The sequence below is a fragment of the Pantoea sp. ARC270 genome, assembly GCF_003236725.1.
GTDB classification, from domain to species: Bacteria; Pseudomonadota; Gammaproteobacteria; order Enterobacterales; family Enterobacteriaceae; genus Pantoea; species Pantoea anthophila.
Map to the genome: position 1 here is coordinate 1 of NZ_PUGA01000004.1, position 12,207 is coordinate 12,207.

Consider the following 12,207-nt stretch of genomic DNA (forward strand, 5'->3'; position numbering starts at 1 on the left):
GCCCGACCTTAAAGCCGTTGTCGCCGTAGTGGAAGGAGACATCACGTAACTCCAGCGTCTGCCACGCCGCGGTGGCGGCTGGCGCGTGGAAGCCGGGCTGATAAGGAGCGAGATCGAAGGCGTTAAGCTTACGGAACGCCACCTGCGCGCTGAGCAGCGTAGGCAGCGCACCGACCGCCGAGAGCAGCGGCGTGCGCAGAAACAGCAGCGTCAGGGAGAAGGTCGCGGCGACGGCCGTGTCAGCCCAGCCCAGGCTGTTAGCCATAAAAAAGACGATGCCGATAGCGCCTAAGGTCATGATGTTCGACCAGTTAACCGCACTGAGATGATAGGTGTCGGCCCGCACAATATGATGACGCCAGGCGCGGGCATCTTCCTGATAAACCGTGTCGTAGACCTGCTGAGCGCGCGACCGGTTAAGCTGCAGCTCTTTACGCCCCTCTATCACCGTCTGGTAATCGCGATAGAGGCTATCTTCGATGTCCCGCAGCTTCGCCATATGCTGATAGACCCGCGAGACCAGCAGCCAGCCGCCCACCAGCGTGACGGCCATCCAGAGACTGGTCACCAGTAACATCTCCGGAGAGAGCCAGGCGAGATAGATCGCCGAACCGAGGGTAATGATGACGCCCTGAAACAGCTCCGGCAGCCGCACAAAGGCCAGCGTAATGGCGCGCACATCGCTGGTCAGCCCGGCCAGCAGCTGGGCACTGCCGAGTTGCTCAATGCGCTCAACCCGGGTGTCGAGAATACGTTTGATAAATTCACCGCGCAGCCGCCAGACAAATTGATGGCCGAGCGTTGTCAGCGCCAGCTGCGAGGCGAGCGTGACCGCCATCAGCACCACCAGCTGCAACAGGAACTGCGGCAGCACCGCAAAAGAGGTGTTGATGGCGACAATCATTTCGCGGTTGATGAAGGCGATCATCCCGATGCCCAGCACTGCGCTTAACAGCGTCAGGGCAATCACCCCAATGAAAGGCCAGCGGAACTGGCGAAAAACAACGTGTAGCAACGTCATGCAGGCAATCCAGCAGTCAAAAAACAGCCTGCAGTGTAATGGGATGCGGAATGATAGCAATAGTTATTCTCACCAGGCCGTCCCGCGCCCCAGGGCTCAGAAGGCGCGGCGGAACGTGAGGTTATAACGCCAGGCGCCCACCAGCGGATGCACGCCGGGCTTGAGCGGCAGGATACCGTGATAACGCAGGCGTGACGGCCCGCCCCACACCACAATGTCGCCATGTTCCAGCAGCACCCGCTGAGTAGCGTCGCCCCGCTCAAAGCCGCCAAACTGAAACACGGCCGGTAGCCCCAGCGACACGGAGACAATGGGCTGGCGCATATCTTTTTCATCTTTGTCCTGATGCAGCGTCAGCTTTGCGCCCGGTTCATAGCGATTAAGTAAACAGGCATCCGGATTGAAGCCGGGAAAGCCCGCTTCAAGGGCGGCCTGTTGCGCCAGGGTGCGAAACAGGGGCGGCATCGGGGGCCAGCGGCGGCCATTAAGATTGTCCTGCTGCTCATACTGATAGCCGCGCGAATCCACCGACCAGCCAAAGTCGCCGCAGTTGGTCATCGCGACCGACATGCGGTGCCCGCCGGGCGTAATGCGATGGGCAAACGGATTCTGTTCTGCAATCGCCATCACCTGCTGATAGAGCGTTTCCGCATCCTCACGCGCGCGGCGGCGCAGGATCACGGCGCCTTCTGCCAGCGGCTCCTGCCAGGGTTGCTCTTCACTAAAGAGATCTAACATCAGGGTTCTCCGGTCGTTTCAGCGGGGATCAGGAAAGCAGCAAACTGCGGCGACATCCAGCTGACAAATTTATCGCCCTGTTTGCTGATCAGATAGACCGCCAGATGCTGTTCGAGTGCCAGCGCTTTGGCTTTCTCCGTGCCGAGTACCATCAGGCCCGTATCCCAGCCATCCGCTTCCAGCGCCGTGGTGGCAATCACCGTGGCGGAAACCAGCTTATGCTCAATAGGCCGTCCGGTAACGGGATCGATGACATGAGAAATCCGTTTGCCGTCCAGTTCATAATAGTTGCGATAGCTGCCGGAGGTGCTGATGCCGTGCCCCTGCAGATCAACGCGCGCCTGAACGGCATTCTCGCGGTCGGTAGGTTTCTGGATCGCCACCCGCCAGGGCTGCTGCTGCGCATTCAGCCCGCGGCTCAGCACCGCGCCGCCCACCGACACCAGATAGTTGTTGATGCCGAGCTGCTCCATCAGTCGCGCCAGATGATCGGTCGCAAAGCCCTCGCCGACGGTTGAGAGGTCAACATAGAGCCCCGGCAGATCTTTCTGCAGCCACTGTCCCCCGGCGCCCTGCACCACCCGCAGATGCTGCAGACCGGTCTCCGCCCGGGCGGCCACGATCTGTGCAGCATCGGGCGTGTGGACGGGCTGTTTCGTCGGGCCGAAGCCCCACAGATTGACCAGCGGGCCGACGGTGATATCCATCGCGCCACCGGTTTTACGGCCAATCCGCAGTGCGGTGGTGACAATATCTGCCATGTTTTCACTCACCGGCTGCGGTGTGAGATCGCGGCTTTGGTTAAAGCGTGACAGCGCGGAGTCCGGCTTCCACGTCGAGAGTTCCGCATCGTCAGCATCCAGCCGCTGCTGAATACGCTGCTGCAGTTCCGCCTTGCGCGCCTGATCGACACCCGCAAGGCTCACCCGCCAGACGGTTCCCATCGTTTTCCCTTCCAGCACCAGCGCCGGTTCAGCCGCAGGTTTATCGCAGGCCACTAATGACAGTGCCAGCACTGCTGTAAGCAGCAGATTAGTCTGATAACGCATCCTTCCTCACTTGTAACACTTTATTCCGACCTGCTACAAAGCATAAACTTCGGGTAAAGACGCTTAAAGAGAGTTGAATCTCTCTGTTAAGCCCCTCAAACTTGACCCGTCATCTACCCTCTGCCCGCCTTTAATCAGGCGATCGACATTCATTTAATAAAGGAGCAGCAGATGATCTATCTGATTCTCGCCATTGCCCTGGGGCTGTTTGTTTTCAGCACCTATAAAGTTCTGCATCAGCGTCGTCATCGTCACATGCTCCCTTCCCGGCCGCGCCATTAACAGGCTGCACTGCACCGCCGTGGGGCAATCTGCTCCCGTCAGGCGCAGCAAGTGTATCAAAGCAGGCGTAAAGTCTGTGGCTGTGAGAGCGGTTAAGCTGGCATGAATTCTGCACTGTTGAAACAGTGTTTATCTCTGATGAGAGGTGCAGAATGAAAAATTCCGGATGGCAGGCAGCCTGGCAGCACTGGCTGAGCTTTTCAGCTTTCACCCTGGCGGGTGTAGCCTTTGAAGGTGCGCGATTTGGCAGCGTGGTATCGCCAGAAACCACGGTGGCGGAACCGGCAAAATGGCGCAAGGCTGACGTGATCAGCCCACAGGGTCACGCAGGAGCGCAGCGGTAACTGCGCTCCCTGTTGACTCAGAACTGGTAAACCAGACCCAGTGCCACCACGTCGTCGGTGTTGATACCGGCTGCGTCGGTGAAGTCGTTGTCGTCCAGCAGGTTGATCTGGTAATCAACGTAGGTGGACATGTTTTTGTTGAAGTAGTACGTCGCACCGACATCAACATATTTTTTCAGGTTCTGTTTGCCCCAGTTCTGCACATCGGTGCCGCGTGAGGTCACGTAGGCCAGAGAAGGACGCAGGCCAAAGTCGAACTGATACTGGGCAACCAGCTCCCAGTTGTCCGCTTTATCGGCATAACCGTAGGCTGAAGAGCTGTCACTGCTGTCGCCGAAGCGGGTGGCGTTGTAAGAGCGTGAGTACATGGCCGCCAGGTAGACGTTGTTGGCATCATATTTCAGACCACCGGTGTAAACTTCCGCCTTATCACCCCGTCCCAGGATACCTTCTGATCCGCCATTCTGGCGGTTCGTGCGATCGGACTGGAATGCGGCTGCACCGATACCGAAACCTGAGCCCAGATCATAGGTGGTGCTCAGACCCCAGCCGTCACCATTCTCACCCAGCACGTCGCGGCCACCAGCCGACTCGGTGTTGTTATCATTTTTGCCCTGATACTGAACCGCAAAGTTCCAGCCATCCACCAGACCAAAGAAGTTATTGTTACGGTAGGTCGCCATGCCATTGCCGCGCTGGAACATGAAGTTATCAGCGCCATAGGTATCCCCGCCGAACTCTGGCAGCACGTCGGTCCATGCGCCGATATCGTAGGCGACACCGTAGTTACGGCCGTAGTCGAATGAACCGGCATCACCGAACTTCAGTCCGGCAAAGCCCACGCGGGTATAGCTGTCGGCGGTGCCTTCATCCTCGGAGTTGTTCAGCGCAGCCTGATATTCCCACTGACCATAACCGGTCAGCTCGTTGCTGATCTCCGTTTCACCTTTGAAGCCAAAACGAACGTATGACTTGTCACCGTCAGAGCCGTCGTTGTCAGAGAAGTAGTGCAGACCGTCAACCTTACCGAACAGATCCAGTTTGTTGCCGTCTTTGTTATAAATTTCAGCTGCGTTTGCTGATCCTGCTGCTGCCAGCAATGCAGGGATCACCAGGGAGAGAACGCGACGTTTCATTTTATTACCCTCTGTTATGTGCCTTTATAATTTGCCACTGCTAACTGAATGTTTAAAATTCAGCCGGCAGGCCATTGTTCTTTTATAACGGGTAATAATCCACCTGGAAAATGCTACTAAATTTCCAAAAGTGTTACACAAGTCGAAACAGTTATTTCATAATGTAAATTTCGGGGAACTAATAACCAGCACAGATCGATAAAAATTGCCGCACAAATCGCTAAACCCATTCAGATTCATTGATTATCAATGAGTTATTTCAGATCATTCCGAAGCACTGAATGATAAAACTTATGACGCATCTGGGAATAGAATAGTCCCCGCTATCATCATTTATTCCATTATTACCTTCATTCTCCCCGAATGAGATGTACAACTTATTATTTCCCGCCGGACAGTTTGTCCGGCTTTTTTTTGCCTGCGACTTACCGTTTCGCTATATCTGCGTAAACTTTCTTAAGTGGGTTAAATTAACATCCGGCGGTTACCGCACAGAGGGGTAAATTTCGCCCCCTTTTCCCGCCTGAATGCTGAAATAACCGCCATGTTAATTTATCACCGTAATTAAGCAGGCGGTCAGAGTGGCTTCAGAAAAGTCTCAGCGCTCCCGCAGCGATTCTTTGACTTTATTCAGGGGCTTAATCAGATAATCCATCACCGATTTCTGACCGGTTTTGATCTCCACGTTGGCCACCATACCGGGCACAATCGGGAATTTTCGCCCGGCCCGGTTGGTCAGCTCCGCTTTCCGGGTGCGCACGTAGACCCGGTAGTAATATTGATCGCGTTTTACCTCATCCTGCAGGGTATCCGGTGAGACCGTCTCGACTTCACCCGGCAGGTCGCCATAGATAGAGGAGTCGTAGGCCGTCACCTTGACAATGGCTGCCAGGCCAGGCCGGATCCAGGCGATATCGCGCGGGTTGATGCGCGTTTCAATCAGCAGCTGATCCTCCAGCGGAACGATCTCCATCAGTTTGCCACCCGGCTCCAGTACGCCCCCCACCGTCGTAACCTGAATATCTTTGACGATGCCGCGCACCGGCGAGTAGAGCGTGGCGCGGGTCAGCTGATCCTCTTTGCCGGCGGCCACCTGCAGTTGCGCATCCAGTTCCGCATTGTTTTTCACCTGCTCTTCGTGCGCACGAACCAGATAGTCATTGCGCGCCTCATCGATTTTGCCGCGCAGATCGCTGACCTGACGGCGCAGACGAATCACCTCCACCTGGCCGGCCGCGCCTTTGGCTACCAGCGGCTCCGTCAGCCGCAGCTCATCCTGCACCAGCCGCAGCGACTGCTGCAGATTGCTGATCGTTTCGGTGAGGTTGCGACGTCGCGACTCATAGAGCTGACGTTCCCGCGTCACCAGCTGCGGCTCTTTAAGGGTCTCTGCGCTGAAGGTCAGCGGCGTGCCGGAGAGCTCCGCCTCCAGCCGCTCGGCAGAGGCGCGCAGCGTGCGCACCTTCGCCTGCGCCTCGCCGAAGTTCGACTGAAAGCGCGTAGGATCGAGCGTTGCCAGCACCTGCCCTTTCTCAACGATGTCACCCTCATGAACGTTAAGCTGCTTGACGATGCCCCCGTCCAGGCTGTCGATCACCTGTGCGCGGCTGGAGGGGGTGACTTTGCCGGTGCCGACCGTGACCTCATCCAGAATGGCGAAGTGCGCCCAGATGAGAAAAAGGGCCAGCGCGGCGGTGCAGAGCCAGATAATCGCCGATGTGCGGCGCTCATGGCGGGCAAGATCTTTATCAACAATCACCAGACTCATGCGGCACCTCCTTTACCGGGCGACGGCGGCGTCGCGCGGCGCAGAATGTCGTCGCGCGGGCCATCGGCCACAATCCGGCCGTTATCCATGACGACAATACGATCGACCATTTTCAGCAGCGCCGGACGGTGAGTCACCAGCACCAGCGTTCGCCCGCTGATCCAGCCCTGCAGCTGCCGGATCACCTGCTCCTCCAGCTGTTCATCCATCGCCGCGGTGGGCTCATCCAGCAACACCACCTGCGGCTGACGCAGGATCATCCGGCTCAGCATCACCATCTGTCTCTGTCCGCCCGACAGTCCGCGTCCCCCCTCATTGATAATGCGATCCAGGCTGGCGGCATCCTGCTGCACCAGCGACAGCGCGCCGCTGATGCGCAGCGCCTGCAGCATCTCCTGCTCACTGGCGTGGGGATTGCCCAGCATCAGGTTCTGCCGCAGCGTGCCAAAGAAGAGGCGGGAGTCGTGTGACAGCCAGCCGAGCTGACGGCGCAGGTCGACGGGATCGATGCGTTCGATGTCGACGCCATCCACAATCACCTTGCCCTGGGTCGCCAGTGCCTGACCCGCCAGGATCTTCAGCAGCGTCGACTTTCCGGCCCCCACCTTGCCGAGGATCGCCACCTTCTCGCCCGGCTTGATCTGCAGCTGCTGCACGCTGAGCACCGTTTTTTCATTCTCTTCGTCATAGCTGTAGTGCACGTTGCGCAGATCGTAATGGCCGGTCAGCGTCGGACAGTGCGCCAGCGTGCTGGCTTCCGGTTGATCCAGCGGCTTCTTCAGCAGCTCATCCAGCCCTTTCATCGCCATTTTGGCGTGCTGCCAGCGTGAGAAGACCATCGTCAGCTGCATCAGCGGGGCGATGGTCCGTGAGGAGAGCAGACTACAGGCGACCAGGGTCCCGGTGGTGATTTGCGAATCGAGCACCAGGTAGACGCCAAAGACCAGCATGCCCGCGTAGGTGAGCTGCTGCACGGTCGCCGCCCAGCCGGTCAGACGCGCACCCCAGAGGCGCTGCTGATTGCTGATTGAAGCGCTGACTTCATGCGTCTGTTCCCACTGGCGCTGAAAATAGGGCTCGGCCTGCAGAGCCTTGATATCCTCAATGCCTTCGATGGTCTCCACCAGCACCGCATTGCGCAGCGCCCCCTCACGCAGCCCCTCTTTCGCCAGCCGCGCCATCGGGATCTGCACCAGCAGACCGGGGATCACGATCAGCGGAATGGCCGCCAGCGGAATCAGAACCAGCCAGCCGCCGACAAACGACATGATAAACAGGAAGAGAATAACAAAGGGGAGATCGGCAGCCGCCCCCACGGTGGTGGAGGTCAGCAGCTCGCGCACCTGGTCAATCTCACGCAGCTGCGAGATAAACGAGCCGGTCGATTTTGGCCGCGCTTCATTGCGGATGCTCATCGCCCGGGCAAACAGCATGGCGGAGACTTTCAGGTCGATCCGTTTGCCCATCAGGTCCGACACCTGGGTGCGCATCAGCCGGATCAGATACTCAATAGCCGCCGCAATCAGCACGCCGACAAACAGCACCCAGAGCGTCGACTGCGACTGCGCCGGGATCACCCGATCGTAGACCTGCATCGAAAAGAGGATGCCGGCCAGCGCCAGAACATTGCTGACCACCGAGGCCAGCGAGATCTCCGTGATGCGGCGTCCCATGCCACGAAAATTTTTCCAGAACCAGTGCGGCTCATAGGGCTGGATAAACTCATCTATGCGTGCATCCCGGCCCCGCGCCGCGACGCCCGTGACCCCCACATCCCCCTGCGCACGCGCCAGCAGTTCAGTTAACGGGCTTTCCCGCACCACGTCGCCGCCTTCACTCAGCCAGTAGCGCGCGCTGCCCTCTTTATCGATGCTCTCCAGCACCGCCACGCTGGCATTTTCCAGCACCAGCACCACAGGGGTGATCTCCTGACGCCAGCGCAGTTTATTCTGGGGCACCATTGTCAGATGCAGTCCCAGCAGACCGGAAAGCCGCTCCAGCTGCTGGGACACCGGCAGATGTTCAAACCAGCGCATCTGCTGTCGCAGGGTTTTGCCATCGGCCGGTTTACCGAATCGCGCGGCCACGCGCAGCATGGCGGCAATCCAGTTTTCAGTGTTCAGGGTGGCTGTACTCATTATTACTGCCTTATCGCTATTGCAGCGAAGGAAGAAGATCGCCGCTGCTCTGCTGGCGATCGATACCCATGATATCCAGCAGATTGTCGACTGCGGCGGCGTAGCGGACGGTGGCATCCCAGCCATCATAAAGCGCGGTGATCCGCGAACTGTCGGCCTGGAATACATCCTGCTCCACACTCAGGAGATCGTTCAGGCTGCGCTTGCTGAGGCGATATTCGTCGGCGTAGACGGCGCGGGTATGATCGGCACTGGCCAGCTGTACTTCTCCGGCAGCCTGCCGCTGCTGCGCGCCGATCATATCCGCATAGGCCGTTGAGGCGTTCTGATTGATGGCGAGTTTGGCCTGCTGCACGGCCGCCTGCGCCGCCTCACGATCGCCCTCGGCTGAGGCCGTTTTCGCATTCACCATGCCCCCCTGGTAGAGGGGAGCTTCCACCTGAAGCTGCACTTCGTCATCCCAGTACGACTGGCGATCGTTTTCATAACGGGTCCGGCCCGCCTGCACTTTGATCGTCGGCCAGTGACCCGACTGCGCCTGACGCACCCGTTCACGGGCTGCTTCCTGTTTAGACTGGGCGCTGCGAACCGCAGCGCTGCTTTCATAGGCGATTTTGTCGAGGGTAATCTGCTGTTTCAGCAGCGCCTGCGGCAGCTCCGGCAGCGTGGCGGGCACCACGCCGGTCAGCACGGTCAGCTGGGCCGTGGCAGAGCGCAGCTGGGCGCGATACTGCTCCAGCGTGGCCTGCATGGCGGCGATGCGGGTTTCCGCCTGCAGCACATCGGATCGGGAGTTGAGTCCGGCGTCGGCGCGCAGTCCGGCAATATCCCGCACCCGCTGCAGTGAGGCGATATTGGTGTGCGCCGTTTCAGCCAGCGCCTGATAACGTTTGACTTCGAGGTAGGCCTGCAGCGTATCTTCCGCCACGGTGGTCATTGCGTCGAACAGGCCGTAACGATAGGCATCCGACAGGGCATGCTGCTCGTCGATGGCACTGCCGGTGCGACCAAAGTCGTAGAGCAGCTGACTGAGCGTGATGCCGCCGGAGCCATTATTGTTCAGGCTGCCTGCAGAGTCGGTCTGATGCGAACGCCCCGCCGCGCCCTGCAGTGAGATTTGCGGATACCAGGCACTGCGGGCGGCGTCGAGATCGCCCTCACCGACATGGATTTGTGCCGCGGCTTCCGAGATTTTTGGATTACGGGCGAAGGCCCGGAGGATGGCGTCGCGCAGCGTTAAGCTGGCAATCTGCTCTTCGCTGGGCGCGGCGCGCCAGTTAAACTCCGCCTTCGGTAACGGTGCGGCCCAGGCCGCCGGGAGTGCCACGCCACTCAGGGCGCACATCAGAAAAGTTAATCGTGCTTTGTTCATTATCCATACCAACAGGCGTTCTTATGATCATGGTTTTTTTCCTGGTGAACAAAGCAGACAGAAAAGGCGTTACGGCGCACTTAAAGGTTTTATTGCGTTATTTTATTTATGTTTTACAAGCCAGAGCCTGAATAACCCTTAACATTATTAGATCATAATCTGCACCGAGTCCTGTTAAAAACTGATGAAATCTTTCATCTTTCTGCCGATTGCATAAAAAAACGCCACCTTAACAGCCTGAGCCACTCCAGACAGACTGAACAGACCTGTCCGGAAGGTCCTGCCTTTCTTAATGTTCCGCATCAGGCTAGGGGATGCGCTGCCGGATGCTGTAACAGGTGATCGGCCAGGGTATAGGGCATGCCAGAGACGATCACCCCTTCGAACGCAGACGACACCTGCGCCTCCGGCGCGTGCTCCGCCGTCACGCTGAAACTGTCGAGCAGCCGATCCACCGTCTGCGCAGGCAAGGTGCCGGCGCTTTCCGTATGGGAGGCCACCCGCACGCTCTGACTGGCCGTGGCCAGATTCCCGGCGCTGTCCTGGCCGCTGACCGTCATCGTGTAGTCACCCTCCTCCAGCGGAGCCAGCTGTCCGGCCAGAATGGTCAGCGCCCAGCCGCCATCGGCCTTCACACTGGCGCTGTAGTGCTGGTCACCGAGCGTCAGCTGCACCAGGCTGCCCGGCTGCAGATGGCTGGAACTGCCCTGAATCAGATGCCAGCTGTTCACATCGGCGGCATCAATGACGTTATCGCCAAAGGCGGTCTCCAGCGTCAGCGTCGGCCGCTGATGCACAGCGACGGTAAAGAGCGCATCCTGGGTCTGGCTGTCGCTGTTGCCATACTGATCCCAGCGATGAAAGGTGGCGGCAACCGGGCCATCCGCCAGCGCCATCAGCTCGGCGGAAGTCAGCGTCACCATTCCCCCGCTATCGGGCTGGTAAGTTATGCCGTTGATCTCAACGGTGTTGCATCCCTCAACGTAAAAGCTCAGATCGTGCTGCGCCTCCTGATAGTTAAGCGTCATGTCACCGCCGATATTCATCTCGGTGTAAACCGGAATAAACCCGGTGTGGATATTCAGCACATGCGTGACGTCGGTGTAGTTGCTGGCCCCGTCGACCGACCAGGCGCGGATCTCACCCACGTTGATGAAAGCGTTCACTTCTGCTGCCGGGATCACCACCTGCCAGTGCCCGCTTTCGTCCAGTGTGGCAGCGTAATCTTTCTGATTCGCACCGGTGATCACCAGCCGATGACCCGGCATAACCGTCGAGAGGGTGCCGCTGAGCAGCAGGTCCTGCTGGGTTTCCGCCAGATTGATCACATCATCCGGCGTCACGTTGTCGAACGTAATGAGTGGCAGGCTGCTCAGGTGCGTGATCAGCGTCAGATCGTGATAGTCGGTTGCGGTTTTCCCGTTGGGATCGGTCGCGGTCACTTTCAGGCTGTAGACGCCATCCTGCAGCGCCTGCATATCGCTTTCAGAAAATGTGCCAGACCACCTGCCATCCCTTCCCATGGTGGCGGTGGTCGTTTGCGTGCCCAGGGTTAATTTGAGCACGGACCCCACCGGCAGGTGGGTTGCGCTGCCGCTGATCTCAACACCGTAGATGCTTTCAGCGATATTCACCGCATTGTCACCGCTGACCGTGTCGATGGTCAGGGTCGGACTGAGGGTGCGGTCAGCATAGAGACCAAACCCCACCTCAGTCGTGGTGCTGTGGCCTGCTTTATTGGTCAGGGTCAGCGTCAGCGTGTGATTGCCATCCGGCACCCCTTTCAGCGCCTCCGCCGGCATTGAGGCGTTCCAGTAGCCCCACTTGTTGACGGTGCTGTACCAGCTCTGGTCGTTGAAGGTGAGTGTGACGGTCGAACCCGCTTCGCCTTCAGCCCGGCCGCGCAGATGCACCCGCTTTTGCGCTTCCCAGCCAGCGATCACGCCATCGGCAGCGACAGGTTCGTAGGGCCGAAGGGCTGCGGGTGGCGCACTCTCAACCGCACTGACGGTGCGGGCGCTGTCGGCGGTCGCCAGGGTAGGGGCTGTTTCGGCGGGCAGCGGGTTTATGGGCAGGTTCAGGCGCGGCGTGGCCACGGACGGCACAGCGGGCACGGCGCTGTCGGCGACGGCAAAGTCGCTGACTGCCGCCTGGAAAATGGCGTCGAGCCGGGTGGTACGAAACGTATCGCGTGTTGACATCGGTCACCTCAGTTCATAACAGATCAGAAACGCAGAGCAAAACCGTCGGATAGCCCGAGAGTTGACTCTGACAACGTGGTAGTGAGTCAGCCGAAGCTGCCCGTTTCCGCTGGTCTGAACCGGTTACCCGCAGGTAACAGGGCGTGATGAACAGGACG

Annotated in this window: 9 protein-coding genes and 1 pseudogene; 2 read left to right on the forward strand and 8 right to left on the reverse strand. The window is 58.8% G+C overall.

What is annotated here, in order from left to right; genetic code table 11:
- The 3 genes and pseudogenes from CKF42_RS02965 to apbE all read right to left on the reverse strand — a co-directional run.
- A pseudogene (locus CKF42_RS02965) lies at positions 1–1,021 on the reverse strand (multidrug ABC transporter permease/ATP-binding protein); the annotation flags it as partial.
- A gap of 96 nt (positions 1,022–1,117) precedes the next feature.
- Entirely contained in the window at positions 1,118–1,759 is a 642-nt protein-coding gene (alkB, locus tag CKF42_RS02970; RefSeq protein ID WP_009089090.1) for a DNA oxidative demethylase AlkB, read from the reverse strand.
- Complete coding sequence (gene apbE / locus CKF42_RS02975) at positions 1,759–2,808, reverse strand: FAD:protein FMN transferase ApbE (RefSeq protein WP_111207485.1); 1,050 nt, start codon at positions 2,806–2,808, stop codon at positions 1,759–1,761. The genes alkB and apbE overlap by 1 nt, the downstream gene beginning before the upstream one ends.
- 171 nt (positions 2,809–2,979) lie before the next feature.
- On the opposite strand from apbE, the gene CKF42_RS21200 reads away from it, so the two are divergent.
- Together CKF42_RS21200 and CKF42_RS02980 are read left to right on the forward strand one after the other, a co-directional pair.
- Complete coding sequence (locus CKF42_RS21200) at positions 2,980–3,090, forward strand: hypothetical protein (protein WP_009089087.1); 111 nt, start codon at positions 2,980–2,982, stop codon at positions 3,088–3,090.
- A gap of 152 nt (positions 3,091–3,242) precedes the next feature.
- Positions 3,243–3,434, forward strand: a complete 192-nt coding sequence (locus CKF42_RS02980; protein WP_111207486.1) for a hypothetical protein — start codon at positions 3,243–3,245, stop codon at positions 3,432–3,434.
- 17 nt (positions 3,435–3,451) lie between these two features.
- Here CKF42_RS02980 and ompC read toward each other — a convergent pair whose 3' ends face one another.
- The 5 genes from ompC to CKF42_RS03005 all read right to left on the reverse strand — a co-directional run bounded on the left by ompC (position 3,452) and on the right by CKF42_RS03005 (position 12,049).
- A complete protein-coding gene (ompC, locus tag CKF42_RS02985) occupies positions 3,452–4,570 on the reverse strand; it encodes a porin OmpC (RefSeq protein WP_058957776.1) in 1,119 nt (372 codons plus the stop codon).
- A 598-nt stretch (positions 4,571–5,168) separates the two neighbouring features.
- A complete protein-coding gene (locus tag CKF42_RS02990; RefSeq protein WP_046102252.1) occupies positions 5,169–6,338 on the reverse strand; it encodes an HlyD family efflux transporter periplasmic adaptor subunit in 1,170 nt (389 codons plus the stop codon).
- Complete coding sequence (locus CKF42_RS02995) at positions 6,335–8,476, reverse strand: type I secretion system permease/ATPase (protein ID WP_111207488.1); 2,142 nt, start codon at positions 8,474–8,476, stop codon at positions 6,335–6,337. Before CKF42_RS02995 ends, CKF42_RS02990 begins: the two co-directional genes overlap by 4 nt.
- A gap of 16 nt (positions 8,477–8,492) precedes the next feature.
- Entirely contained in the window at positions 8,493–9,848 is a 1,356-nt protein-coding gene (locus CKF42_RS03000; protein ID WP_111207489.1) for a TolC family outer membrane protein, read from the reverse strand.
- A gap of 302 nt (positions 9,849–10,150) precedes the next feature.
- Complete coding sequence (locus CKF42_RS03005) at positions 10,151–12,049, reverse strand: Ig-like domain-containing protein (protein ID WP_111207491.1); 1,899 nt, start codon at positions 12,047–12,049, stop codon at positions 10,151–10,153.
- Positions 12,050–12,207: the final 158 nt, after the last annotated feature.